The organism is Sphingomonas rosea, assembly GCF_039538065.1.
Classification (GTDB): Bacteria; Pseudomonadota; Alphaproteobacteria; order Sphingomonadales; family Sphingomonadaceae; genus Sphingomicrobium; species Sphingomicrobium rosea.
Map to the genome: position 1 here is coordinate 855196 of NZ_BAABBR010000001.1, position 25331 is coordinate 880526.

A 25331-nucleotide genomic window follows, 5' to 3' on the forward strand; every position below is an offset into this window, starting at 1 on the left:
TCAGAAATCCCAGGCGATGCCCTTCTTCTCCCAGTCGCCGTAGCGCGTGGGATCGGGCCGCGGCTTGTCGCCGGCGGGCGGCGGCGCGGGCGGGACTGCCTCGGGCTCGGGCACCGGGGGCGACTTGCTGAGGTAGGCGGGCGGCTGAAGGTTGGCTGGACGCGGCATGATTGGGGAGATGGTCGCTGAGACAGCCGACGCCAAGAGGGTCCGAAGCCGGGGTCGAACCGCGCCGGGCTGCGCTGCGCATTCTCGACCGCGTGCTGCGCGGCGGGCAGACGATGGAATCGGCAGCCCAGGGCGGCCCCAGGCTCGCCCCCGCCGACCAGGCGCTGGCGCTGGCGATCGCCGGCGAGACGCTGCGGCGCGTTCCGCTCCTCGACCGGCTGATCGATGGCGCAACGCGGCAGGCGCTCCCCGAAGACTCCAAGGCGCGGATGGTGCTGCGCCTCGCGCTCGCCCAAAGAGTCGCGCTCCACGTGCCCGACCATGCGCTGGTCGCGACCGCGCTGCCGCTGGTCGAGGGCGGTCCGCGCCGGCTGGTGCATGGGGTGCTCGGCACCCTTCTTCGCGGCAGCCTCCCCGACGCCGACCTAGGCGCGCTTCCGGTCGAGGTGGCCGAGCGCTGGACGAAGGCCTGGGGCGAGGCCGCCGTGGCTGCGGCCGCCCGCGCCATCGTTCGCCGCCCGCCGCTCGACCTCAGCTTCAAGGACGATGCCGCCGCCAAGGCCTTCGCCGAGGCGGAAGGCGGGGTCGTCGTCGCCGAGCGTCATGTCCGCCTCGCCGACAGCCGCGCGGTGACCGGCCTTCCCGGCTTCGAGGCGGGCGACTGGTGGGTGCAGGACCTGTCCTCGACCTTGCCTGCCCGGATGATCCCGGCGGACGCGACGCGCGTTCTCGACGCCTGCGCGGCGCCGGGCGGCAAGACCTTGCAGATCGCCGCGGCCGGCCACGAGGTCACCGCACTCGACCGGTCGGAGAGTCGTCTCGCGCGACTTCGCGCCAACCTCCACCGGATCAAGCTCGGCGCGACCATCGTCACCGAGGACGTTCTCGCCTTCGCGCCGGCCGAGCCGTTCGACGCGGTCCTCCTCGACGCGCCCTGCTCGGCGACGGGCACCTTCCGCCGCCACCCCGAAGTGCTGTTCCGCGCCAGCCCCCGGATCATCGCGGAGAGCGCCGAACTCCAGGGCCGGTTGCTCGAAGCATCGGCGGCCTGGGTTCGGCCGGGCGGAAGCCTCGTCTATGCCGTTTGCTCCCTCGAGCCCGAGGAAGGCGAGGATCGGATCGCCGCCTTCCTCGCCGCCCGGACCGGCTTCGCCCTCGCCGAACAGCGCCGAGTCCTTCCCGGCGAGCGCGAGGAAGAAGGCGGAATGGACGGCTTCTTCACGGCCCGCCTTGTCCGACAGGGGTAAGCCCGTCTAATCGGTCCCATGGCCCAGCCGATCATCGCCCCCTCGATCCTCTCCGCCGATTTCGCCAGGCTCGGCGAGGAGGTGCGGGCGATCGACGCCGCCGGCGCCGACTGGATCCACATCGACGTCATGGACGGGCATTTCGTGCCCAATCTCACCATTGGGCCGATGGTGGTGAAGGCACTGCGCCCGCACAGCGCCAAGCCGTTCGACGTCCACCTGATGATCTCGCCGGTCGACCCGATGCTCGACGCCTTTGCCGAAGCGGGCGCGGACATCATCACGGTCCATCCCGAGGCCGGGCCCCACCTCCACCGGACGATCCAGCGCGTGAAGGGCCTCGGCAAGAAAGCCGGCGTGTCCCTCAATCCCGCGACGCCGGCGAAGATGCTCGACTATGTGCTCGAGGAACTCGACCTCGTCCTCGTGATGAGCGTCAACCCGGGCTTCGGCGGGCAGAAGTTCATCGCCTCGCAGCTCCGCAAGATCGAGGCGATCGCCAAGCAGATCGCCAAGCAGGGTCTCGACGTCACGCTCGAAGTCGATGGCGGGGTCGATGCCGAGACCGCGCGGCAGTGCGTCGATGCCGGCGCAACCGCACTGGTCGCCGGCACCGCGGCCTTCCGCGGCGGTCCCGGCGCCTATGCGGCCAACATCGCGGCCCTCAAGGGCGCCGGATGAGCGACAAGGGGGCGCTCCAGCGACTAGCGGCCGTTCCGCTTCTCCAGCGGCTGGTCAGCCACGGCAAGCCGCCGCTGCGCCTGATCGGGGTCGCGCGCGACCATGTCGTCGGAAGCAAGGCGCGCGGCGCGCAATTGCTCGCCTACCAGTATCTGCATGGCGGCGAGGCGATCGTGCTGACCGAGCTCGACTGGACCACGGTCGATCCGGCCACCCCGCTCGGCGCCGAGCTCCACACTTTCTCCTGGTTGCGCGACCTCGCCGCCGCGACCACCCGCGAAAAGGGCGCGGCACTCGCCGAGGATCTGGTGGGGCGCTGGCTCCTCGCGCATGGCGGCAAGGTCGACGCGGCATGGGCCCCCGCCCTGTGGGGTGAGCGGCTGCTCTTCTGGCTCGCCTACGCGCCCTACATCCTGTCGCGGCGCGACGCCGATTATCGCTCGGCCCTGCTCAACACGCTCGCGCGCGGGACCCGGCATGTCCTTGCCGAGGCCGATCGCGCGCCGCCCGGCCTGCCCCGGATCACCGCCTGGGCGGGGCTCACCGCCGGCTGCCTCCTCCTGTCCTCGGGCACCGCGAAGCTCGCCCGGGCCGAAAGCGGGCTGTCGCGGGCACTTGCCAGCGCCCAATATGACGATGGCGGGCTGATGAGCCGCTCGCCCGCCGAGCAGGCGCTGCTGGTCGATCGCCTCGGCCTCCTCCGCGCCGCCTATGCCGCCGCGCGACACGACTTTCCGCAGGGCCTCGAGGATGCCGGCGCCGCCGCGCTCGCTGCGCTTCATGGCGTCACCATGGGCGACGGGACCCTGTCGAGCTGGCAGGGCGGCAACGAGGGCAGCCGCGCCGCGCTCGCCGCGCTGGTCGAGGGTTGCGGCTTTCGTGCCCGGCCGCTGCGAAGTCCCCGCGGCTGGGGCTATCACCGGCTGAGCGCGCTCGGCACCGTGATCGTCGTCGATGCCGCCGCGCCTCCTTCGCGGCAGCTCGCGCGGATCGGATCGGCCTCGACTCTCGCCTTCGAGATGAGCGACGGCCAGCAGAAGCTGGTCGTCAATTGTGGCGGACCTGGCCTTGCGCTCGGCACCTTGCCCGAGGGCCTTGCGCCCGCACTCCGGACCACCGCCGCCCATTCGACCCTGTCGCTCGCCGACACCAATTCGACCGCGATCCTGCCCGACGGCTCGCTCGGCAAGGGCGTCGCCGAGGTCGTCGTCGCCCGCAGCGAGGACAATGACGCGAGCCGGCTCGAGGTCAGCCACGATGGTTATGTCCGCGGCTTCGGCCTCGTCCACGACCGCGCCCTCAGCCTTGGCAACGACGGCAAGGAGATCCGCGGCCTCGACCGGCTGATTGCCAAGGGTCGCCGCAAGATCCGCGAGGACGTTCCCTTCGCGATCCGCTTCCACCTCGCGCCCGGAGTCGAGGCCGATCCAACCGCCGACGGCATGGGCGCGCTGATCCGCTCGCCTGGCGCCCCGCCGTGGAACTTCCGTTGCCGCGGCGCCCAGCTCGGCCTTGAGGAAAGCGTCGCGGTCGACGGCACCGGCGCTCTCCGTTCCACCCTCCAGCTCGTGCTCGTCGGCGAGGTCTCGCACCTCGGCGGCGAGATCGGCTGGCAATTCCGCCGCTCAAGCTAGGACATTTTCATCGCCATGACCGATCTCGTTCCCCTCCGCCGCGCCCTGCTGTCGGTGTCCGACAAGACCGGCCTCGAGGAACTTGCCTCGGGCCTGGTGCAGCGCGGGGTCGAACTGGTCTCGACCGGCGGTACCGCCGCGCGCCTGCGCGAGCTCGGCCATCCGGTGAAGGACGTGAGCGAGCTGACCGGCTTTCCCGAGATGATGGACGGGCGCGTGAAGACGCTCCACCCGACCGTCCACGGCGGTCTTCTCGCGGTGCGCGACGACCCCGGCCATGCCGCCGCCGCCGACGCCCACGGGATCGGCTTCATCGACCTGGTGGTCGTGAACCTCTATCCATTCGAGAAGACCGTCGCGGGCGGCGCGGACCGCGACACGGTGATCGAGAACATCGACATCGGCGGGCCGTCGATGGTTCGCTCGGCGGCCAAGAACCATCGCTACGTCGCGATTCTCACCGACAGCGCCGATTATCCCGCTTTGCTGGGCGAACTCGACGCGAACGACGGCATGACGTCACTCGCACTTCGCAAGCGGCTGGCTGCAAAGGCCTATGCCCGCACCGCCGCCTATGACAGCGCGATCGCGAGCTGGTTCGCCTTCGCCGATCAGGGCGAGGCCATGCCCGCCACCCTGCCCGTCGCGCTGACCCGCGCGGCGAGCCTGCGCTATGGCGAGAACCCGCACCAGTCGGCCGCGCTTTATCTTCCGCAGAGCGGCGCCGCCGGGGTCGCAGGTGCCCGCCAGGTCCAGGGCAAGGAGCTGAGCTACAACAACCTCAACGACGCCGACGCCGCGCTCGAGCTCGTCAGCGAATTTCGCGGTGGCAATCCCGCCTGCGTCATCGTCAAGCACGCCAATCCCTGCGGCGTCGCGCAAGGCGCCAGCCTCGCCGAGGCCTATCAGGCTGCGTTCCAGTGCGACTCGGTCTCGGCCTTCGGGGGCATCGTCGCGGTCAATCATCCGCTCGACGGCTCGACCGCCCGCGCGATCGTCGACATCTTCACCGAGGTCGTGATCGCCCCCGATGCCGACGAGGAAGCACTGGCTGCCTTTGCCGCGAAGAAGAACCTCCGGCTGCTGCTGACCGGCGACCTTCCCGATCCGCGGCGTGCCGGGCTGACGATGAAGAGCATCGCTGGCGGGATGCTCGTCCAGAGCCGCGACAATGGCGTGATCGTGCCCTCCGACCTCAAGGTCGTGACCAGGCGCCAGCCGACCGCGACCGAAGTGGCCGACTGCCGCTTCGCCTGGACCGTCGCCAAGCACGTCAAGTCGAACGCGATCGTCTACGCCCGCGACGGCGTGACGGCGGGGATCGGCGCCGGCCAGATGAACCGGCGCGATTCGGCGCGGATCGCGGCGGCCAAGGCACGCGAGGCGGCCGAGACCTTCGGCTGGGCCGAACCGCGCACGGTCGGCTCGGCGGTGGCGAGCGACGCCTTCTTCCCCTTTGCCGACGGCCTCCTCGCCGCGGTCGAGGCGGGGGCGACGGCGGTGATCCAGCCGGGCGGTTCGATGCGCGACGACGAGGTGATCGCCGCTGCCGACGAAGCGGGCCTTGCGATGATCTTCACCGGCATGCGCCACTTCCGCCACTAGGGGTCAGCGGGGCGCGTCTCCGCTCGTGCCCGGCGCGGGCAGGTCGACGGCGATATCCTTCTTCTTCATCCGGAAGAGCTCGCGGTCCTCGGGCCCGAAGCCACGCCGCCAGACGACGAAGCCGAAGGCCGCGAGAATCAGCGGCACCCCGAGGCTGAGTTCAAGCCATTCGGGCAGGCGGATGACGAGGTAACCCACGACGCCTGCCGCGGCCGCCGCCCAGACCAGCGGCCAGCGCCAGCCGGAGACCGGCGCACCCAGCAGGCGCGAGGCGAGCCGCGCCTTGGTGATCGCGGCGAAGACCAAGGCGAGGCACAAGGCGACAGCGGGCGCGGTCGCCTGCCAGGCGGGCGGCCAGCCCAGGCGCTGGAAGAGGATGATCAACGCCACCGTGAGCACCGCCTGCAGCGCGAGCATGGCGAGGCTGAGCATCATGTTGCGGTGGCGCGCGATGTAGATGAGCGCGGCCTCGCTGGTGGTGGCGGTGGCCGCGATCACCTCGGCGCCGAGCAGGAAGCAGAGCGCGGCGGTGCCCGCGACGAAGGCCGGCCCGACGAGCCCCATCACGCCCTCGCCCGGAATGCCGAGCGCCAGCGCGACCGCGGCCTGCGCGGCGATCACCCAGAAGCCGACCTGCCGGATCTGCTTGGCGACCCCGACACGGTCGCCTTCCTCGAGGCTGCGGCTGATCACCGGGCCCATGATCGGATCGAAGCTGGTCTTCAGCTTGCTCGGAAGCGAGGCGACGTTCTGTGCGACATAATAGATGCCGACGAGGCCGGGCGAGGCGAACAGGCCGAGGATGGCGAGGTCGATCCTGCGGCTTCCCCACTCGACCGTGTCGGCAGCGGCGATCGGCATGTAACGGCGCGCGAGCCGCCAGCTTTCAGCCGGCTGCGGCCGCCAGCCATGCGCCCGGCCGTAGGTGCGCAGGAAGGGGATGATCGAGGCGATCAGCGCGGCGATCATCGACAGCGCGTAGGCGAAGATGAGGCCGTCGCGCTTGGACACGAAGGCGAAGATCAGCGCCGCGATGCTGATGGTCCACGGCTCGACGATCGCGCGCGCCCGCACCGTGGCCCCGACGTCGTGGCGATAGGCGAGCGCGGCGAGCATGACGTCGCTCCACGCCAGCGCCAGTACCGCCACGGGGAGCAGCCATTCGTGGCCGTAAATCTCGCTGTTGGGGAACATCGCCTGCGGGAAGGCGAACAGGATGGTCATCCCGATCAGGCTCGCGACGAACGCCACGAGCAGCGCATCCCAGGTGATGCAGACGTGGGGCCGGTCGGTCTTGCTCAGCTGCTCGGCGAGGCCGCGCTTGAGGCCGAGCGTCGCCAGCTGCGCGACGAACTCGACCACCAGCACCGCATAAGCGAAGCGCCCGAGGGCCTCGGCGCCATAGAGCCGGCCGGCGATGAACAGGAACGGCAGGCGCGCGGCGAGGCGCAGCAGGAAGCCGAAGAAGTTGATCCGACCACCGCGAGCAAGCGCGGCGAGATCGTTCTTGTTGTCGGGGGACGCGGCGGCCTCGCTCAATGCGCGACGCCCCAGTTTTCGCCCCAGCCCACTTCGACGCTCAGCGGCACGTCGAGGGCGACCACCGGCTCGGCGGCGGTCGCCATGACGTCACGGATGACCGCGGCGGCGCGTTCCTCGTCGCCATGGGGGACTTCGAACACCAGTTCGTCGTGGACCTGGAGCAGCATGCGCGTGCGCTCGAGTCCTGCGGCGGCGAGCGCGGCGGGCATCTTGACCATCGCGCGCTTGATGATGTCGGCGCTGGTGCCCTGGATGGGCGCATTGATCGCCGCGCGCTCGGCACCCTGGCGCAGGCTCTGGATCGACGACTTGATGTTCGGGAAATGCGTCTTGCGCCCGAACAGGGTCTCCGAATAGCCGCTCTCGCGGACCGCCTCCAGCGTCGTCGAAATGTAGTTCTTGATGCCGGGGAAGCGCTCGAAATAGCGGTCGATCATCGCCTTGGCGTCCTCGGTCGGGATCCCCAGCCGCCCGGCCAGTCCCCAGCTCGAGATGCCGTAGAGGATGGCGAAGTTGATCGTCTTGGCCTTGCCGCGGCTGTCCTTGCCGGCGTCGCCGAACAGTTCCTGCGCGGTGATGGTGTGGATGTCGTCCCCGCGCGCGAAGGCTTCCTTCAGCTGCGGCACGTCGGCGATATGCGCGGCGAGGCGAAGCTCGATCTGGCCATAGTCGGCCGACAGGAGGCTGAAGCCTTCCTCGGCGATGAAGGCGTTGCGGATCTTGGCACCGAGCTCGGTGCGGATCGGGATGTTCTGGAGGTTGGGATCGGTCGAGGACAGGCGCCCGGTCTGCGCCGCCGCCAGTGCGTAACGGGTGTGGACCCGGCCGCTCTTGGGATCGATCTGCGCCTGGAGCGCGTCGGTGTAGGTCTGCTTCAATTTGGTCAGCAGCCGCCAGTCGAGCACCAGCCGCGCGACCTCGACCCCGTCGGCCTCGAGCCGCTCGAGTTCGGCCTGGTCGGTCGAATAATTGCCGCTCTTGCCCTTGCGCCCGCCCTTGAGGCCGAGGCGGTCGAACAGCACCTGCCCCAGCTGTTGCGGCGAGCCGATGGTGAAGGGCCCGCCCGCCGCCGCGAAGATCCGCTCCTCGAGGCTGGCGGTCTCGGCGGCGAAGGTGCCCGACAGTTCGGCCAGATAGGAGCGGTCGACCTTGACGCCGTCGCGCTCCATTTGCCCGACTACGGGCACCAGCGGCAGGTCGACGAGGCGATAGACCCGCGTCGCATGCTCGGCCGCCAGCCGGTGTTGCAGTCGCTGCCACAGCCGCCAGACCATGTCGGCATTCTCGGCGGCATATTCGGTCGCGGGCCCGAGCGGCGCGTCGCCGAAGCGGATCGCCTTCTGCCCGGTGCCGCACACGGCCTTCAGGGCCAGGCACTCGTGCTCGAAATGCTTCTTCACCAGCTCGTCGAGCCCGTGCCCGAAACGCCCGCCGTCGAGCGCGAAGCTCGCCAGCATCACGTCCTCGACCGGCGCCACGACGATGCCGTGGTCGGCGAGCAGCTTGAGCTGGTCCTTCACATTGTGCCCGATCTTGAGGACGCTGTCGTCCTCGAGGCACGGCCGGAGCAGCCTCAGACCCTCGGCGAGCCCGAGCTGCGTCGGGCCTTCGCTGAGGAGGTCGGTCGCACCATGGCCGAGCGGCACGTAGGCGGCCTTGCCGGGCGCCAGCGCGAGGCTGACCCCGGCCAGCCCTTCGGCAAGCCCGTGCCCGCCGTCGCCCTGAAGGTCGATTGCGATCACGCCCTGCGTCGCCGCCTCGGCCAGCCATTCGCCGAGCGTCGCCGCGTCGGTGATGGTGAGATAGGCCGCGCGGTCGACGCTGATCGTCTCGGGTTCGCCCGGTCCCGCCACCCGCGGCGCCGTGGCAGCCGGCCGCTCGCCACCGGACGGGCGCGAGCCTTGCCCGACCATCCGGTTGAGAAGGCTCTTCCAGCCCTGCTCCTCGAGGAATTCGCGCAAGGGCGCTTCGGGAATGTTCTTGAGCTCGAGCGCTTCCAGCGGCTCGGGCAGGGTCATCTCGCACACCAGCCGGACGAGCTCGCGGCTCAGCCGGGCATTGTCGGCATGTTCGATCAGGTTCTGGCGAAGCTTGGGCTTCTTGATGCCCTCCGCGGCGGCGAGCACCGCCTCGAGACTGCCATGCTCCTGGATCAGCTGGCTCGCGGTCTTGGGGCCGATGCCGGGCACGCCCGGCACATTGTCGACGCTGTCGCCCATCAGCGCGAGCACGTCGCCCAATTGCTGCGGGGGAACGCCGAACTTCTCGACCACGTAGCCGCGGTCGATCCGGCGGTCGTTCATCGTGTCGAGCATGTCGACCGAGCCATCGTCCTCGATCAACTGCATCAAGTCCTTGTCGGAGCTGACGATGGTCACTTTCCAGCCGGCGGCGCGCGCGGCGCCGGTGTAGCAGGCGATGATGTCGTCGGCCTCGAGACCCGCTTCCTCGATGCAGGGGATCGAGAAGGCCCGGGTCGCGACGCGGATCAGCGGGAGCTGCGGCACGAGGTCCTCGGGCGCCGGCGGGCGGTGCGCCTTATACTGGTCGTACATCTCGTTGCGGAACGAGCTCGACCCCTTGTCGAGGATCACCGCCATGTGGGTCGGGCCGTCGGCCTTCGACAGGCTCTCGGCGAGCTTCCACAGCATCGCGGTATAGCCATACACCGCGCCGGTGTTCATCCCGTGGCGGTTGGTCAGCGGCGGGAGCCGATGATAGGCGCGGAAGATGTAGCTCGACCCGTCGACGAGGTAGAGATGGGGCTGGGCGTCAGGCATGCGCCGGCGGGTTTAGCAACATCGCTCCCATAATCCACCCGAGCGCGGCGAACCGCCCGCCCATTTGACAAGCGTCAAGGCGCACCCCGCGCCGTCGTCCTATTCCCTGGCCCGCAAGCCAGGGAGAAGAGCCATGACCGACCATGTCACGAGGGAGCTGCTGACCGCCCGCGGCGAGATCGTCGCCCCGCCCGCGGCCACCGACCGGCGCCCTTATTGCACCGACCGCAATTTCGGCCTTCCGCCGGCACTGCTGCTCGGCGCCTTCGCCTTCTTCTTCGCCTATCTCGCGGTGATGTGGGTGGGCTTCGCGGCGGACGGGCTGGTCCTGCCGATGGTCGTCAATGTCGTCTTCGTCGCGGCCTTTGCCTTCGTGCCGGCCAAGTGGGCGACGATGAAGCCCGATCGCAGGGACAAGGCGCTCGACTGGGCCCATTTCCGTAGCGTCGGGATCGACACCGCCACCGGCCAGACCGAGGCGAGCGAAGCGATCACCCTCGTCCTCCTGCTCCCGGCCTGCATCCTGTTCTGGGGGATCGCCACGACCACCATCGCGGCGCTGGTCTGACACACCTTGGCCTGGATCTCAGGCCGGAACCCCCAGCCGCGCGGCATCGACCAGTTCGATGCCGCGCAGCCCGTGCCGGCGGATGACCCCGTCCCGTTCGAGCGCCGACAATTGCCGGCTGACCGTCTCGATGGTGAGCCCGAGCAGCCCCGCCATCTCCGCCCGGCTCAGGGGCAGGTCGAAGCGCGCGGCCGGATGGCAGGGCGAATCGCTCGCCGCTTCCCCCATGGCGAGAAGAAAGGCCGCAACCCGTTCGCGGGCCTTGTGCCGCCCGACCATCGCCATCAGCGAGCGCGCGCCGAACAGATCCTCGCTCGAGCGCCGCAGCAGCGCCCGGGCGAGCGCCGGATAGCGCTCCACCGCCGCTTCATATTCGCGCCGCGAGAACAGGCAGACCTCGCTTTTCGTCAGCGCCACCACGTCGAACCGCGCGACCGGCGCGAACAGTTCGCCGACGAACCCCGCCGGGTGGACGAGGCTCAGGATCCGCTCGGTCCCGTCGGCGTCGGTGGCGCTGATCTTGAGCGCCCCGCGGACCAGCGTCGCGCAGGCGTCGCTTGGCGCGTCGGCGGCAAACAGGTTCTCGCCCGCTTCGAGGGTCCGGTGCCGGCCGAGCCGCGCGAGGTCCGCCCGCTCGCCCTCGTCGAGCGCGGCGCAGGCCGCCCGGTCGCGGACCGGACAGGAGGCGCAGGCAAGCGGGCTCGAACTCATGGGTGCAGGTCTAGCGCAAGCCGCCGAGGGATTGCCACCGCCGCCGCCGGAGCCGATGAAGCGGCATGGGAGAACGTTTCGAACGCCACCGTCAGCCCTGGACCGCCGACGAGAACACCAAGCTGCACACGCTGGCGGGCAAGGGCATGGGGCTGAAGGCCATCGCCAAGGCCCTGACGCGCTCGGAAGAGAGCACGCAGGCGCAGGCCAAGGTCCTCAAGATCAAGATCGCCAAGATGCGCTGAGAGGCGATGGGCGGTCAGGAAGATTTCGGTCGCTTGTGCGGCGGGCCTCGTCTCCTGGCCATTCTTGGGGCGCTGGCTTCGACCTCGTGCGCTCGCGAAACACCCAGCCGTGATCAAGTCGAGAGGGTCGAAAGAGCGCTCTCTCAGGCGCCGTGCGTCGGCGACCTTGGGCGCTGGCTTCGTTCTTACCGATACGCCGCCGCTCCACCGCGCAATCAGACCGTCCTCCGAAACGTCATACTCTTCGACCTCATTCGCGGACCGGGGGTCAAGCCGGGCCGCCAAGTCGTCGCGGCGCAAAGCTATTCGGTCGACGGCGAGGGCTGGAAGCTGTCAGGTTCCTACCGTCTGTCATCGTCGTCGCTGCGGGTGGAGGGCTGCACCTACGACCTGCCCCGCTAGTCGCTACGGCGCCAGCACCGTATCCCTCGGCTGCGCCAGCATCTTGGGATAATCGGTGGTGAAGTGAAGGCCGCGGCTTTCGTGGCGGCGTAGGGCCGAGCGGACGATGAGGTCGGCGACCTCGACCAGGTTGCGCAATTCGATGAGGTCGGGCGTTACGCGGAAGTTCGAATAATATTCGGTGATCTCGCCGCGCAGCATGTCGATCCGCCGCCGGGCCCGCTCGAGCCGCTTGGTCGTCCGGACGATTCCGACATAGTTCCACATGAAGCGGCGGATCTCGCCCCAGGTCTGGGCGATGACCACTTCCTCGTCGCTGTTGGTGACGCGGCTTTCGTCCCACTCGCGGATCTTCGGGAGCGCCGGCAGCTCCTCCCAGCGCTCCAAAATGTCCTTCGCCGCCGCCTCACCGAACACGAGGCATTCGAGCAGGCTGTTGGAGGCAAGCCGGTTGGCGCCGTGGAGCCCGCTCTCGGTCACCTCGCCCGCGGCATAGAGGCCGGGCGCGTCGGTCCGGCCGGCGAGGTCCACCACCACCCCGCCGCAGGTGTAATGCTGCGCCGGGACGACCGGGATCGGCTCCCTGGTCATGTCGATGCCGAGGCCGATCAGCTTCTCGTAGATGTTGGGGAAATGCCCCTTCACGAACTCGGGATCGCGGTGGCTGATGTCGAGGTGGACATAGTCGAGGCCGTCGCGCTTGATCTCGTTGTCGATCGCGCGGGCGACGACGTCGCGCGGCGCGAGCTCGGCCCGCTCGTCATAGTCGGGCATGAAGCGGTGCCCCGTCACGGGGTGCTTGAGGATCCCGCCCTCGCCCCGCACCGCCTCGGTGATCAGGAAATTCTTGACCGTCAGATTGTAGAGGCAGGTCGGGTGGAACTGCATCATCTCCATGTTGGAGACGCGGCAGCCCGCGCGCCAGGCCATGGCGATGCCGTCGCCGGTCGCCCCGCGCGGCGCGGTCGAATAGAGATAGACCCGGCCCGCGCCGCCGGTGGCCAGCACCGTCGCGCGGGCGAGCAGGGTCTCGACCTTCCTGGTCTGCCGGTTGAGGGCATAGAGGCCGTGGACCGCGCCCGAGGTCGAGAAGCGCTCCTCGTGCCGCCCGGTGACGAGGTCGATCGCGACCATGTCGGGCAGCAGCGTGATGTTGGGATTGGCGAAGGCGGCCTTTTCGAGCGCCTGCTGCACCGCCCAGCCGGTCGCGTCGGCGACATGGACGATCCGGCGGTGGCTGTGCCCGCCCTCGCGCGTCAGGTGGAGCGCGCCGCCTTCCTCGGCGAAGGGCACGCCGAGGTCGATCAGCCGCTGGATCGCGGCCGGCGCCGCGCCGACCACATGCTCGACGACGTTGCGGTCGTTGAGCCCGGCCCCCGCGACCATCGTGTCTTCGACATGCGCCTCGAAGCTGTCGCCTTCCTCGAGGACCGCGGCGATCCCGCCCTGCGCCCAGCCGGTCGCGCCTTCGCCCAGCGCGCCCTTGGCGATCACCGCGACGCGCCGAGTCGCCGCGAGATTGAGCGCGGCGGTGAGACCCGCGGCGCCCGAGCCGATGATCACGACGTCAAAAGTCTGCACGGTCAGCCATATGCGGTTTTCCGGGATAGTTTTCTGAACAAGGTCTCGAAGGTCATAGGGTCGGGGGATGCATCGTCACGTCGCCAGTGACCTACACGCTCCGATCCAAGGGTCACAGCCAGACGAACGACGGCAGGCATGGTTCATCGTATGAACCCATCTGGCACAAAATGATCAATCTGGCAATCGGGCGTCAGCGCCGCACGAGACTGAGGAACACGTCCTCGAGGTCGGGCTCCCTGGTCACCACGTCGACGATCCCGAGCCCGTCGCGCTGGAGCACCGCGAGCACCTCGCCCGCATTCACCCGGTCCTTCTGATAGGTGATGGCAAGGTTGCGCTCGCCCTGCAGCACGATCCGGTCGAAGCAGGCATTTTCCGGTACCCGCACGATGTCGCGGTCGACGGTGACGACGACGTTCTTTTCCTGCGCGCGGGAGAGCAGCTGGGCGGTCGGCTCGTTCGCGACGACCTTGCCGTGGTTGATGATCGCGATCCGCTCGCACAATTCCTCGGCTTCCTCGAGATAGTGCGTGGTCAGGATCACCGTCGCGCCGGCCGCGTGCAGTTCGCGGACATATTCCCACAATTGCTGGCGAAGCTCGATGTCGACCCCGGCGGTCGGCTCGTCGAGGACCAGGATCGGCGGCGAGTGGACCATCGCCTTGGCCACCAGCAGCCGGCGCTTCATGCCGCCCGACAGCGTCCGGCTATAGGCATGCGCCTTGTCGGTGAGGCGCATCGCGGCGAGCAGTTCGTCGCTCCGCCGCTCGCTCTTGGGAATGCCGTAGAGCCCGGCCTGGATTTCGAGCGCCTCGCGCGGGGTGAAGAAGGGGTCGAACAGGATTTCCTGCGGCACGATTCCGATCGACAGCTTCGCGTTGCGCGGATGCTGGTCGATGTCGAAGCCCCAGATGTCGACCTTGCCCTCGCTCTTGGTGACGAGACCGGCGAGGATGTTGATCAGCGTCGACTTGCCCGCGCCATTGGGCCCGAGGAGGCCGAAGAACTCGCCTTGCCGGACTTCGAGCGAGACTCCGTCGAGCGCCCGCTTGCCGCCTTCGTAGGTCTTGCCGAGTCCGTCGATTCGGATCGCGGGTTGGTCGTTGCTCATGGCCGATTCGCTTAGCGGTCGGGCGGGGCGGGGGACAAGCGGCACAGGTAAATTCACCATTTACCTTACTTGGCAGGGTGGATTTGACGTTAACCCTCCTAATGACCGGCCATGCGGCGCGCCCTTCTCCTGTTTTCCGGCCTTCTGATGATCGCCGCCCCCGCGGCGGCGCAGAAGTTCAGCAGCCTGCCGCGCGCCAAGGCCAATGCCGCGCTGGTGTTTCCACTGACCGTCATCACCAAGCAGAACCTCGATTTCGGCTATATCTCGGTGAATGCCGCGGGAACCGTGGTGATCAACCCGAACACGAGCGCCCGGAGCGTGACGGGCGGCGTCCTCGCCATGGGCGGACGTCCGCAGCCCGCGACCTTCATCGGGGTCGCACGAAGCGCGTCCGTCGTGAACATCCGGATCCCCAAGCAGCCGATCACGCTGACGCGGGTCGGCGGGACCGAGACCATGCAGGCCACCAACTTCACCCTGCAAGGTCAGGACAAACGGGTCCTGGCCCGGATGGAGGCGTTCGAGTTCAACGTCGGCGCCACGCTCAACGTCGCGGCGGGCCAGGTCGAGGGGGTCTACACCGGGCAATTCGACGTCACCGTCCAATATCCCTAACCCTAACAAAGCTGAAACAGCAGGGTTACCGGATCCTTCATCGACCTTGGTGAACCGCTGTTGAGGCGGGGCCATCATCATCGAAGTCCTCAACCAATGTGGGGATTTTGATCAGATGCGTTACACCTTCACCCTGGCGGCGCTCGCCGCTGCCACCGCTTTCGCCGCTCCTGCCGCCGCCCAGACCGTCTCCTCGTCGGACACGATCAAGGCGCAGGCGCTCATCATCCAGCCCGCCACGCTCCAGCGCGTCGACGACCTGAGCTTCGGCACCATCATCGCCACCCCGACGGCGGTCGGCTCGGTCACGATCGACGCCGATGACGGCAGCCGCGCCTTCACCGGCACCGGCCTGACGCTGTCGAGCACCGACGTCGGTGGCCGCGGCCGCTTCCTCGGCAACGGCAACCTCAACGTCGACGTGCCGCTGAACGTCTCGTTCCCGGCCTATCTGTCGAATGTCGCGGACCGCACCAAGACGGTGACCTTCACCGGCAAGCTCGACGCGGCCGCCAACGACCTCCTCGTCAACACCGGCGCGACCGGCGTCTTCTACGTCGGCGTCGGCGGCAAGATCGACATCGCCGCCGGCCAGATGCCCGGCCTCTACGACGGCGAAGTCACCCTCACGGCTCAGTTTCAATAAGCACCCCACAGCTTATTGAAGCCAAGGGAGGCGGTTGCTACCTCGCGGGGTATGCAACCGCCTCCTGAAGTCGTTCGAGTGACCAGCAACGCCGTCCATTGCGATGGCAGCGGGGACATCAGCCCCGCGCTCGGCCACCCCCGCGTATTCCTCCGCATCGACGAGAAGGGCTTCGTCGAATGCGGCTATTGCGACCGCCGGTTCATCCTCGTCGGCGGACCGGCCGATGACGGGGCCGCCGCCTGATGGGGGCCGAGGACCCCCGCCGCTTCCTCTACTCGGCAGCGCTCGATCCCGACGAGGCGCGCCGCCTCGCCGCCCGCCACCTCGCCGGGCATGACGATGGCGAACTCTACCTCCAGTATCGCCGCAGCGAATCCTTCGGCTTCGACGACGGGCGCCTCAAGACCGCCGACTATCATGTCGGGCAGGGCTTCGGCCTGCGCGGCGTCAGCGGCGAGGCGACCGCTTTTGCCCATGCCAATGAGCTGAGCGCCGCCGCGATCGACCGCGCCGCCGAGACGCTCAAGCTCCTGACCCCCGGCGCCGGCACGCCCGCGCCCGCCCCGCCGCGCACCAACCGCGCACAATATGGCAGCGAGGATCCGCTCGGCACCCTGCCCTTCGCCGACAAGGTCGCGCTGTGCCAGGCGATCGACGCCGCCGCCCGCGCCCGCGATCCCAAGGTCGTGCAGGTCAGCGTCGGCCTCCAGGCGAGCTGGAGCGTGGTCGAGATCGTCCGCGCCGACGGCTTCGTCGCGACCGACGTTCGCCCGCTCGTTCGCCTCAACGTCGGCATCGTCGCCGAGCGCAACGGCCGGCGCGAGCAGGGCTTCCACGGGCTCGGCGGGCGCTACGACATGAACCGCCTGTTCGACGAGGCGACCTGGAACCGGGCGATCGACATCGCGCTCGGCCAGGCGCTGGTGAACCTCGATTCGGTCGCGGCCCCGGCGGGCGAGATGACCGTCGTCTGCGGCCCCGGCTGGCCCGGCGTCCTCCTCCACGAGGCGGTCGGCCACACGCTCGAGGGCGACTTCAACCGCAAGGGGACGAGCGCCTTCTCGGGCCGGATGGGCGAGCGGGTCGCCGCGCCCGGCGTGACCGTGGTCGACGACGGCGCGATGCACGAGCGGCGCGGCAGCCTGTCGATCGACGACGAGGGCACGCCGACCGGCCGGACCACGCTGATCGAGGACGGGATTCTCGTCGGCTATCTCCAGGATCGGCTGAACGCGCGGCTGATGGGGGTCGAGCCGACCGGCAACGGCCGGAGAGAAAGCTTTGCCCACGCCCCCATGCCGCGGATGACCAACACCTTCATGCTCGGCGGGCAGGACGATCCGGCCGAGCTCCTCAGCCGCGTGAAGGACGGGATCTACGCCAAGAGCTTCGGTGGCGGGCAGGTCGACATCACCAGCGGCAAGTTCGTGTTCGGCTGCACCGAGGCCTATCGCGTCCGCAACGGCGTGATCGGCGAGCCCTTGAAGGGCGCGACGCTGATCGGCGACGGCCCGACCGTCCTTACCCGGGTGAAGGGCATCGGCAACGACCTCGAACTCGACGAAGGCGTCGGCATCTGCGGCAAGGGCGGGCAAAGCGTGCCCGCCGGGGTCGGCCAGCCGACGCTGCTGATCGAAGGCCTGACGGTCGGCGGGACGGCCTAGCGTCCCTTCACGCTAGAGCAGGTGCTCGACCGCGCCGAGGCTGTAGCCCGCCTGTTCGGCGCAGCGCTCGACGTCTTCGCGCGGGACCCCATTCTCGCGGCAGGCGACCGCCCAGGCCAGCGTCGAACGCATCCCCGAGCGACAGAAGGCGAGCATCTTGCCGTCGCCCACCTCGCTCATCGCCGACACCATCTCCTCGATCTGCGAGGGCCCCATGCCGCGCGCGATCGGGATGTGGCGATAGTCGAGGCCCAGCCGGTCGGCTTCGGCTTCCAGCTCGGCGCTCGTCAATTGCCCGGCGTCCTCGCCGTCGGGGCGGTTGTTGATCACCATGGTGACGCCATAACGCTTGGCTTCCGCAAGGTCGGCGAGGCTGATCTGCCCGGCCACCAGCGTCTTGTCGTCGAGCGGCTTGAACTCGGTCATTGCGGCTTCCCTTCCTCGGCCCCGCGCCAGCGCGCGCGGATGGTGTCGCTGGTGTCCCGGCTGCCATCGTGGCTCCAACCCGGCTCCCGCCACAGATAGCCGAGTTTCGCACGGAGTGGCGCGGAACGGAAATCGCGGGCCATCCCGACCCATTCGTGCGTCGCCGCCCACAGCGGGTTGTGCGAGCGCAGCGGCGTGACGATCCCGTAGCGTGGCGCGTCGTCGCTCCGCTCGGGCTCGAAGGTGCCCAGCATCCGGTCCCAGACGATGAACACCCCGGCATAATTGCGGTCGAGGTAGCGCGGGTTGACCGCATGGTGGACGCGGTGGTGCGAGGGCGTGTTCATCACCGCCTCGAACCAGCGCGGCATCCGCCCGATCGCCTCCGTGTGAATCCAATATTGGTAGACGAGGTTCAGCCCCGCGCAGAACAGCACCAGCTCGGGCGCGAAGCCGATCAGGCACAGCGGCACCCGGAAGAGGAAGTTCAGGCTGACGAAGCCCGTCCATGTCTGCCGCAGCGCGGTCGCAAGATTGTAGCGCTCGCTCGAGTGATGGACGACGTGGCTCGCCCAGAACCAGCGGACGCGGTGCGCCGAGCGGTGGAACAGATAATAGCCGAAGTCGTCGGCGACGAAGCACAGCGCGAAGCTCCACCACGTCACCGGAATGTCGATCAGCCGGTGCGCGTACAGCGCCTTCATTAGCGCCAGCACCAGCCCGGCGGTCAGCGCCCCGGCAACGAGGCTGCCGAGCCCGAGGCTGAGCGAGGCGGCGCTGTCCTTCCATTTCGGTGCCCTTCCCCGACCCCGTTTCAGCCACCAGGCTTCGAGCGCCAGCGTCACCAGGAAGAAGGGAATTGCCCAGATGACCGGATCGGGAAAGGCCATGCACCGAGTCTAAGCGAAAGCGGCGACCGTCTCCAGCATTGCCGCGCCATAGCGTTCGAGCTTGGCCGCGCCGACGCCCTGCACCGCGCCAAGCTCGTGCAGGGTCTGCGGCCTGGCGGCGGCGATCTCGCGCAGCGTCGCATCGTGGAAGATGACGTAGGGCGGGACCCCGCTCTCCTTGGCGAGGGTGCGCCGTGCCTCGCGCAGTGCCTCGAACAATGGATCGTGCGGGCCGTCGGCGCCCACACCCCGCCGGGCGCGCCGCTTGCGTGGCGGCGGCAGCGCGATCCGCACTTCCTCGCCGCCCTTGAGGATGCCGCGCGCGCCGAGCCCGAAGCTGAGGCCCCCATAGGCGTCGGCGCGAAGCGCGTCGCGGGCGATAAGGGCGCGGGCGACGGGCTGGATCAGCGCCAGTTCCTCGGGCGAGCAAATCCCGAACACGCTCAGGCGATGGTGGCCGTTGGCATGGACCTTGTCGGTTTCCTTGCCTGCCAGAACGTCGGCAAGATGGCCGACTCCGAAGCGCATCTCGGTCCGGAAGGCGGCCGACAGCAATTTGCGCGCGACTTCGGTCACCTCGACCGTCTGCGGCGGGTCGAGGCAATTGTCGCAATTGCCGCAGGTGGGCGGCGGGCTCTCCCCGAAATGCCGGAGCAGCACCGCGCGGCGGCACTCGGTCGTCTCGACCAGCGCAGCGAGGCTTTGGAGCCGCGCGCGTTCGTCGGCCTGTCGCTCGGGCGCAGCCTCCTTCTCGATCCGCTGCCGGGCGAGCGCGAAGTCGCCCGCGCTCCACAGCATGTGCGCCTCGGCCGGATCCCCGTCGCGGCCCGCGCGCCCGGTTTCCTGGTAATAGGCCTCGATCGACTTGGGCGTGCCGGCGTGGATGACGGTGCGGACGTCGGGTTTGTCGATCCCCATGCCGAAGGCGATGGTCGCGGCCATCACCATTTCCTCCGAGGCCACGAACGCCGCCTGGTTCGCCGCGCGGACCTGGGGATCGAGCCCGGCATGGTAGGGCAGCGCCGCCCGCCCGCTCGCCGCGATCGTCGCCGCCATGCTGTCGGCATCCTTGCGGCTCGAGACGTAGACGATTCCCGGGCCCGGCCGCTCGCGCAGCAGGTCGAGCACCTGCCGCCCGGCCCCGTCGCGCGGACGGATATGATAGCGGATGTTGGGCCGGTCGAAGCCGCTGACGATCAGCCCGTCCTCGGGGATTCCGAGCTGGACGAGGATGTCGGCGCGGGTGCGCGGGTCGGCGGTTGCGGTCAGCGCCAGCCGCGGCACTTCCTTGTGGTCGCCGAGCAATTTCGTCAGCAAGCGATAGTCGGGCCGGAAATCGTGCCCCCATTCGCTGACGCAATGCGCTTCGTCGATCGCGACCAGGCTCAACGGCACCCGGTCGGCCAGCCGCCGGAAGCTGTCGGTGGTCGCCCGCTCGGGCGCGACATAGAGGAGGTCGAGCTCGCCCCCGAGGAACCGCCGGACCACGGTGTCGCGGTCGTCGGCGCTGGTCAGGGAGGCGGCCTTGATCCCCAGCGCCTCGGCCGAGCGGATCTGGTCGTGCATCAGCGCGATCAGCGGCGAGATGACCAGCGCGGTCCCGTCGAGCGCCAGCGCGGGCAGTTGGTAGCACAGGCTCTTGCCCGCGCCGGTGGGCATGATCGCCAGCGTCGGCCGCCCGGCGAGCACGCGCCCGACCACCTCTTCCTGCACCCCGCGGAAATGGTCGAATCCAAAGACTTGTTTCAAAAGCTGATGCGGGTCGGTCACGCTTCGCCTTTGGCCGCGCTTGGGGGCCGCGCGCAACCTTGTCTTGGCCCGCGCAGCCGTCCACACGGGCGATCGAGGGTAGGGGAAGAGAAGAAATGACCATGTCCGGGCGGAGCCTCGAGCAGCTCCACGCCGATTTTCGTGCGACCAGCACCAACGCCATGCCGATCGCGGGGCTCGTCACCTGGGCCGCGCTCGGCCTTGCCGCGCTCGTCCTGCCCGAGCGCACGGTCGCCAACGCCTCGCTCTACATCATGGCGGCGATCCTGCCGCTCGCCTTCCTCATCGACCGGCTGCGTGGCCGCAACCTGTTCGGCGGGGGCGACAATCCGCTCGTGCGCCTGTTCCTGCTCGGGATCCTGATGGTCGGGCTGACCGTCCCGCTCGCGGTGATCGGGACCAAGGGCGGGCAGGCGCTGCTGATCCTGCTCGGCATGGCGATCCTCGCCGGGATCGTCTGGATCCCCTTCGCCTGGGCCGCCGACGATCCGACCGGGATCACCCACGCCGTCGTCCGCGCGCTCGGCTGCTATCTCGCCTACGGCTTCGTCCCCGCGCCCTTCACCGCCAGCGCGATCTGCGCGGTGGTCGTCGCGGCCTATGTCTATTCGCTCCTCGCCATGCGCCCGATCGGCCCGGCGGCAGTCACCGCGGAGGCTCGCACCGCCGCCGCATGACCGTCGCCGTCGACATGGGCCTGTCGCCGCAAGGCCAGCCCGTCACCATCGATCTCGAGGAGCTCCTCGCCACCCGCTTGCTCGTCCAGGGCAATTCGGGCTCGGGCAAGTCGCACCTCCTGCGCCGCCTGCTCGAAAAGAGCGCCGGCCAGGTCCAGCAGATCGTGATCGACCCCGAGGGCGATTTCGTCACGCTTGCCGGCCCCTACGGCCACCTCGCGATCGAGGCCGCCGACCATGACGAGAAGGAGATTGCGAGAGCCGCCGCCCGGATCCGCGAGCATCGCGCCTCGGTCGTCCTCAGCCTCGAGGGCCTCGAAGCCGAGGGGCAGATGCGCTGCGCCGCGTCGTTCCTGTCGGCCCTGTTCGATGCCCCGCGCGACCACTGGTATCCCGCCCTGGTGGTGGTCGACGAAGCGCAGCTGTTCGCCCCGGCCGGCGGCGGCGAGGTGGCGGAGGAAGTCCGCCGCGCCTCGCTCAGCGCCATGACCAACCTCATGTGCCGCGGCCGCAAGCGCGGGCTCGCCGGGATCATCGCCACCCAGCGCCTCGCCAAGCTCGCCAAGAACGTCGCGGCCGAGGCCTCGAATTTCCTCATGGGGCGGACCTTCCTCGACATCGACATGGCCCGCGCCGCCGACCTTCTCGGCATGGAGCGGCGGCAGGCCGAGGCGATCCGCGACCTGCCGCGCGGCACCTTCCTTGCGCTCGGCCCCGCGGTCAGCCGCCGCCCGCTGTCGATCGCGATCGGCGAAGTGGAGACCCGCGCCCGCTCGATGAGCCCCAAGCTCGTGCCGCTGCCCACCGCGACCAAGAGCGAGGACCTCCAGGAACTGCTGTTCCAGCCCGGCTTCGACTTCGAGCCCGCTCCTGCGCCCCGCCCCGAGCCCAAGCCGCTTCGCTCCGAAGCGCTGATCGAGATGCTCGCCGCCAAGCAGCCTGCGCCGGCGCCGTCGCTTCCGGCCAAGTCGGACGAGGAGCAGGCCGCCGCGGTCGCGGCCGCGCTCGAGGCGATGGTCGCCGATCCCGATTCCTCGGGCCGCTCGGGCGCGGTGCTGTTTCAGGACTTCACCGTCCGGCTGCGCATGGCCGGCGTCTCCCCGAGCCCGCTCGACCTGCCCGCCTTCACCCGCCGCCTCGCCATGGCCCGCGCCGGCATCTTCACCGAGGACCCCGACTGGCACCCCGCGCTCGAGGCGGCCGAGGGCCTGCCCGAAGACATGCTCGGTCCCTTCCTCCTCCTCGCCCGCGCCGCGCGCGACAGCCAGCCGACCCCGAGCGACGAGGCGATCGCGGCGAGCTACGGCACCGCCAGCCTCGGCCGCGCGCGGCGCCTCCTGAGCTATATCGAAAGCCGCGACCTCATCGTCACGCGCACCGACCTCAGCGGCAAGCGCAGCATCGCGATTCCTCGGCTCGGCTGGAGCACGGCGGCGGCCTGAGCGACGTCTGCTTGCGACCCATTGCGGACATTAGCCGGAGTGAGCCTTAGGTCGTAAACCAAGCTTTCAGAGCCTGTAGGATCTCTGGAACCCGAGCTTTTAAGGTGTTCGGCACATCGATAAACAACAGGGGGCGCGGTCGAGAATCGTCATCAGCAGGTTCGACACAGGACGAGAGTTCCGAACCCCAATCAACATCTTCTGCGACGGTAACTACTGCGGCTTTGAGGTCGGACTCTACGAAGAGCAGGCTGTCATCTAGTGAATGAAACGCATCAAGTGGCCTGCAGCGTAGTGGCAGGCTGAGCTTTGCAACTGCACTCAGCAGCTCGGAGCGAAGCTCTTGCTTATCATCAGGCGACATAGGCTCGATTGTAGAGAGCGGAATGCCTGCTTTCCACCCATTGCAGGCATCATTCGTCCGTGCTGAACCCGTTCGAATGAAAACTCATGACCAGTGCTCCGATGTTGCTAGCAAAAGAAGGCTCGCGGCTATGGGCTTCCTGGTCTTCTGCGCCCCAATCTTCTTCGTGTGGTACATACAGACTCCCGACTATCCGAGGTCATTTCAGCGGCTCCTTAACGGGTGGGCGGCTCTATGGTTCGGAGGCTTGGCATTCCTCATCGTGGGAAGCATCGCGACAGGATACACCTGATGTCCGCTTTCCACCCAAAGCAGACATTCCCATTGCGCTCGCGAAGCAGGTAACGCGACTTCCCTTGTCGCCTATTCCGCCGCTTGCGCCTCTTCCTCGCGCTCGGCCTGCTGGCGGGCCCACATGTCGGCGTAGAGTCCGTTCCGGCGGAGGAGGTCGGCGTGGCTGCCTTCTTCCGCGACCCTGCCGCCGTCGAGGACCACGATCCGGTCGGCGTCCACCACCGTCGAGAGGCGGTGCGCGATGGTGATGGTGGTGCGGCCGGTCGAGACCCCGCGCAATGTGTCGAGGATCGCTTCCTCGGTCCGGCTGTCGAGCGCGCTGGTCGCCTCGTCGAGGATCAGGATCGGCGGGTTCTTGACCAGGGTCCGCGCGATCGCGACGCGCTGCTTTTCGCCGCCCGAGAGCTTGAGGCCCCGCTCGCCCACCCGGCTGTCGAAGCCGTCGGGGAGCGCGCGGACGAAGCCGTCGAGCGCCGCGCCGCTGGCCGCCGCGGCGACATCCTCGCTGCTCGCCTCGTCGCGCCCGTAGGCGATGTTGTAGCCGAGCGTGTCGTTGAACAGCACGGTGTCCTGCGGCACGATTCCGATCGCGGCGCGTAACGACGCCTGGCTGACCTGCGAAATGTCCTGCCCGTCGATGGTAATCCGCCCGGCTAACGGATCGTAGAAGCGGAACAGGAGGCGGGCGAGGGTCGACTTGCCCGCGCCGCTCGGCCCCACCACCGCCACCGTCTGGCCGGCCGGCACGTCGAGCGTCAGGCCCTTCAGGATGTCGCGCCCGTCTTCATAACCGAAACGGACGTCTTCGAACCGGACATGGCCCCGTTCCACGTGGAGCGGCGGCGCGTTCGGAACGTCGCTGACTTCCTCGGGCGTGTCGAGCAGCCGGAACATCTCGTCCATGTCGGTCAGCCCCTGCCGGATCGTCCGGTAGACGGTGCCGAGCATGTCGAGGGGCCGGAAGAGCTGGGTCAGCAGCGCGTTCACCACGACCAAGTCGCCGGTCGAGAATTGCCCGCGGCTCCAGCCCCAGACCGTATAGGCCATCGCCCCGCCCATCAGCAGGTTGGTGATCAGGCTCTGCCCGATGTTCATCGCCGCGAGGCTGGTCTCGATCTTGACGGTCGACTTGGCGAGATTCTGGACGGCGCGGCCGTAGAGCTTCCGTTCGCGCTCCTCGGCGTTGAAATATTTGACCGTCTCGAAGTTGAGCAGGCTGTCGACCGCCCGCGCGGTGGTGGCGGTGTCGTGCTCGGTCCATTGCTCGCGCAGCCGGACGCGCCAGTCGGTGACGGCCTTGGTGAACCAGATGTAGGCGACCACCGCGACCGCGGTCGCCGCGACCAGCCCGGGCCCGAACTGGATCCAGAACAGCACCGCGACGATGCCGAGCTGGAGGATCGTCGGGGCGAGATTGAACAGGAGGAAATAGAGCATCATGTCGATGCTCTTGCTTCCCCGCTCGATGATCTTGGTCACCGCGCCGGTGCGCCGCTCGAGGTGGAAGCGCAGCGACAGGCCGTGCAAATGCGCGAAGGTCCGCTCGGACAGGACCCGCGTCGCTTCCTGGCCGACCGTCTCGAAGATGCCGTTGCGCAGATTGTCGAGGAGCACGCCGCCGAAGCGGGCGAGCGCGAAGGCCGCGACCAGCGCCAGCGCCACCGAGGCCGCGTCGCGTCGTCCGCCCGCCATGGCGTCGACCGCGCCGCCGAAGGCCTTGGGGAGGACGATGGTGGTGACGGTGATCGACAGGACCACCATCAGGAAAGAGGCGACGACGCGCACCTTGAGCCCCGGCTGACCCGCCGGCCACAGATAGGGCAGGAAGCGCAGCAGGACCTTGAAGCCGCTGCGTTCGCGGTTGGTCAGTCGTTCGGTGGCGGGAGGCATCTACCCCCAAAGGTAGGTTCGCCATGCCCCCCTTGCAAACGCGGGGATGAAACGACTGGAACCGCACGTTTATTTTCCCGTTCTGACAAGCAAGTCACCTTGCGGGGTTAAGCATCATGGGTCCGGTTACGTATCTCATTGCCATTCTGGGTTGCGCCGACGGCGGCGCCTCGTGCAGCCAGGTCGCGCAGGCGCCGGCCCGCTACGAGAGCGCCGCGGCCTGCGAAGCCGCCACCGGCGACGTCCTCGCCGCCAATTCGGACCTCGACTTTCCCACCCTCCTCGCCCGTTGCCAGGCGACCAAGTCGCCGGCCGCCGCCGAGCGTGCGCCCGTCCGCAAGGGCGCGGTGGTGAAGGAAGGCTAAGTAT

23 protein-coding genes are annotated in these 25331 nt (G+C 68.8%); 13 read left to right on the plus strand and 10 right to left on the minus strand.

The features are described from left to right. On the minus strand, nucleotides 1-168 hold the full coding sequence (locus tag ABD693_RS04170; protein ID WP_344695745.1) for a DUF1674 domain-containing protein: 168 nt from the start codon (nucleotides 166-168) through the stop codon (nucleotides 1-3). Between the two features lie 17 nt (nucleotides 169-185). Here ABD693_RS04170 and ABD693_RS04175 point away from each other — a divergent pair, with 17 nt between their 5' ends. The 4 genes from ABD693_RS04175 to purH are packed head-to-tail and all read left to right on the plus strand — an operon-like array spanning nucleotide 186 to nucleotide 5335. Continuing rightward, entirely contained in the window at nucleotides 186-1415 is a 1230-nt protein-coding gene (locus ABD693_RS04175; RefSeq protein WP_344697567.1) for an RsmB/NOP family class I SAM-dependent RNA methyltransferase, read from the plus strand. An 18-nt stretch (nucleotides 1416-1433) separates the two neighbouring features. After that, on the plus strand, nucleotides 1434-2096 hold the full coding sequence (gene rpe / locus ABD693_RS04180) for a ribulose-phosphate 3-epimerase (protein WP_344695746.1): 663 nt from the start codon (nucleotides 1434-1436) through the stop codon (nucleotides 2094-2096). Beyond that, nucleotides 2093-3730, plus strand: a complete 1638-nt coding sequence (locus ABD693_RS04185) for a heparinase II/III family protein (protein ID WP_344695747.1) — start codon at nucleotides 2093-2095, stop codon at nucleotides 3728-3730. The genes rpe and ABD693_RS04185 overlap by 4 nt, the downstream gene beginning before the upstream one ends. A 15-nt stretch (nucleotides 3731-3745) precedes the next feature. Then, on the plus strand, nucleotides 3746-5335 hold the full coding sequence (gene purH / locus ABD693_RS04190) for a bifunctional phosphoribosylaminoimidazolecarboxamide formyltransferase/IMP cyclohydrolase (protein ID WP_344695748.1): 1590 nt from the start codon (nucleotides 3746-3748) through the stop codon (nucleotides 5333-5335). Between the two features lie 3 nt (nucleotides 5336-5338). Here purH and ABD693_RS04195 read toward each other — a convergent pair whose 3' ends face one another. Beyond that, the gene (locus tag ABD693_RS04195) at nucleotides 5339-6874 is read right to left on the minus strand and encodes a lipopolysaccharide biosynthesis protein (protein WP_344695749.1); all 1536 of its coding nucleotides are present in this window, start codon (nucleotides 6872-6874) and stop codon (nucleotides 5339-5341) included. Next, on the minus strand, nucleotides 6871-9657 hold the full coding sequence (polA, locus tag ABD693_RS04200; RefSeq protein WP_344695750.1) for a DNA polymerase I: 2787 nt from the start codon (nucleotides 9655-9657) through the stop codon (nucleotides 6871-6873). The genes ABD693_RS04195 and polA overlap by 4 nt, the downstream gene beginning before the upstream one ends. Before the next feature lie 133 nt (nucleotides 9658-9790). Here polA and ABD693_RS04205 point away from each other — a divergent pair, with 133 nt between their 5' ends. After that, a complete protein-coding gene (locus ABD693_RS04205; protein WP_344695752.1) occupies nucleotides 9791-10225 on the plus strand; it encodes a hypothetical protein in 435 nt (144 codons plus the stop codon). Between the two features lie 18 nt (nucleotides 10226-10243). Here the strand turns inward: ABD693_RS04205 and ABD693_RS04210 are convergent, their stop codons facing one another. After that, nucleotides 10244-10936 (minus strand): Crp/Fnr family transcriptional regulator, encoded by a 693-nt coding sequence (locus ABD693_RS04210; protein ID WP_344695754.1) that lies wholly within the window; start codon nucleotides 10934-10936, stop codon nucleotides 10244-10246. Between the two features lie 65 nt (nucleotides 10937-11001). On the opposite strand from ABD693_RS04210, the gene ABD693_RS04215 reads away from it, so the two are divergent. Then, nucleotides 11002-11181, plus strand: coding sequence for a hypothetical protein (locus ABD693_RS04215; protein WP_029941719.1), 180 nt, complete (start codon nucleotides 11002-11004; stop codon nucleotides 11179-11181). A 405-nt stretch (nucleotides 11182-11586) separates the two neighbouring features. Here ABD693_RS04215 and nadB read toward each other — a convergent pair whose 3' ends face one another. Continuing rightward, the gene (gene nadB / locus ABD693_RS04220; RefSeq protein WP_344695758.1) at nucleotides 11587-13164 is read right to left on the minus strand and encodes an L-aspartate oxidase; all 1578 of its coding nucleotides are present in this window, start codon (nucleotides 13162-13164) and stop codon (nucleotides 11587-11589) included. Between the two features lie 193 nt (nucleotides 13165-13357). Beyond that, entirely contained in the window at nucleotides 13358-14278 is a 921-nt protein-coding gene (locus ABD693_RS04225) for an ABC transporter ATP-binding protein (RefSeq protein WP_344695760.1), read from the minus strand. A gap of 147 nt (nucleotides 14279-14425) precedes the next feature. Here ABD693_RS04225 and ABD693_RS04230 point away from each other — a divergent pair, with 147 nt between their 5' ends. From ABD693_RS04230 to tldD, 4 genes are all read left to right on the plus strand, one after another. Further along, complete coding sequence (locus ABD693_RS04230; protein ID WP_344695761.1) at nucleotides 14426-14896, plus strand: DUF4402 domain-containing protein; 471 nt, start codon at nucleotides 14426-14428, stop codon at nucleotides 14894-14896. A gap of 115 nt (nucleotides 14897-15011) precedes the next feature. Further along, nucleotides 15012-15542: a DUF4402 domain-containing protein gene (locus tag ABD693_RS04235; protein ID WP_344695762.1), complete on the plus strand. Its 531-nt coding sequence runs from the start codon at nucleotides 15012-15014 to the stop codon at nucleotides 15540-15542. 51 nt (nucleotides 15543-15593) lie between these two features. Then, entirely contained in the window at nucleotides 15594-15788 is a 195-nt protein-coding gene (locus ABD693_RS04240) for a zinc-finger domain-containing protein (protein ID WP_344695763.1), read from the plus strand. After that, complete coding sequence (gene tldD, locus ABD693_RS04245; protein WP_344695765.1) at nucleotides 15788-17209, plus strand: metalloprotease TldD; 1422 nt, start codon at nucleotides 15788-15790, stop codon at nucleotides 17207-17209. The genes ABD693_RS04240 and tldD overlap by 1 nt, the downstream gene beginning before the upstream one ends. Before the next feature lie 12 nt (nucleotides 17210-17221). Here tldD and ABD693_RS04250 read toward each other — a convergent pair whose 3' ends face one another. From ABD693_RS04250 to recQ, 3 genes are read right to left on the minus strand one after another with little or no spacing between them, the layout of a single operon-like run. Beyond that, nucleotides 17222-17635 carry a protein tyrosine phosphatase family protein gene (locus ABD693_RS04250; RefSeq protein WP_344695767.1) on the minus strand — a complete coding sequence of 138 codons (414 nt, stop codon included), beginning with the start codon at nucleotides 17633-17635 and terminating at the stop codon, nucleotides 17222-17224. Continuing rightward, a complete protein-coding gene (locus ABD693_RS04255) occupies nucleotides 17632-18525 on the minus strand; it encodes a sterol desaturase family protein (RefSeq protein WP_344695770.1) in 894 nt (297 codons plus the stop codon). The genes ABD693_RS04250 and ABD693_RS04255 overlap by 4 nt, the downstream gene beginning before the upstream one ends. 9 nt (nucleotides 18526-18534) lie before the next feature. Further along, a complete protein-coding gene (recQ, locus tag ABD693_RS04260) occupies nucleotides 18535-20295 on the minus strand; it encodes a DNA helicase RecQ (RefSeq protein ID WP_344695772.1) in 1761 nt (586 codons plus the stop codon). 95 nt (nucleotides 20296-20390) lie between these two features. Here recQ and ABD693_RS04265 point away from each other — a divergent pair, with 95 nt between their 5' ends. Further along, nucleotides 20391-20972 carry a DUF7010 family protein gene (locus tag ABD693_RS04265; protein ID WP_344695773.1) on the plus strand — a complete coding sequence of 194 codons (582 nt, stop codon included), beginning with the start codon at nucleotides 20391-20393 and terminating at the stop codon, nucleotides 20970-20972. After that, nucleotides 20969-22414, plus strand: coding sequence for an ATP-binding protein (locus ABD693_RS04270; RefSeq protein WP_344695774.1), 1446 nt, complete (start codon nucleotides 20969-20971; stop codon nucleotides 22412-22414). The genes ABD693_RS04265 and ABD693_RS04270 overlap by 4 nt, the downstream gene beginning before the upstream one ends. 727 nt (nucleotides 22415-23141) lie before the next feature. Here ABD693_RS04270 and ABD693_RS04275 read toward each other — a convergent pair. Beyond that, nucleotides 23142-24962: an ABCB family ABC transporter ATP-binding protein/permease gene (locus tag ABD693_RS04275; protein WP_344695775.1), complete on the minus strand. Its 1821-nt coding sequence runs from the start codon at nucleotides 24960-24962 to the stop codon at nucleotides 23142-23144. 116 nt (nucleotides 24963-25078) lie between these two features. Here ABD693_RS04275 and ABD693_RS04280 point away from each other — a divergent pair, with 116 nt between their 5' ends. Further along, nucleotides 25079-25327, plus strand: a complete 249-nt coding sequence (locus tag ABD693_RS04280) for a hypothetical protein (RefSeq protein WP_344695776.1) — start codon at nucleotides 25079-25081, stop codon at nucleotides 25325-25327. Nucleotides 25328-25331 lie beyond the last annotated feature (4 nt).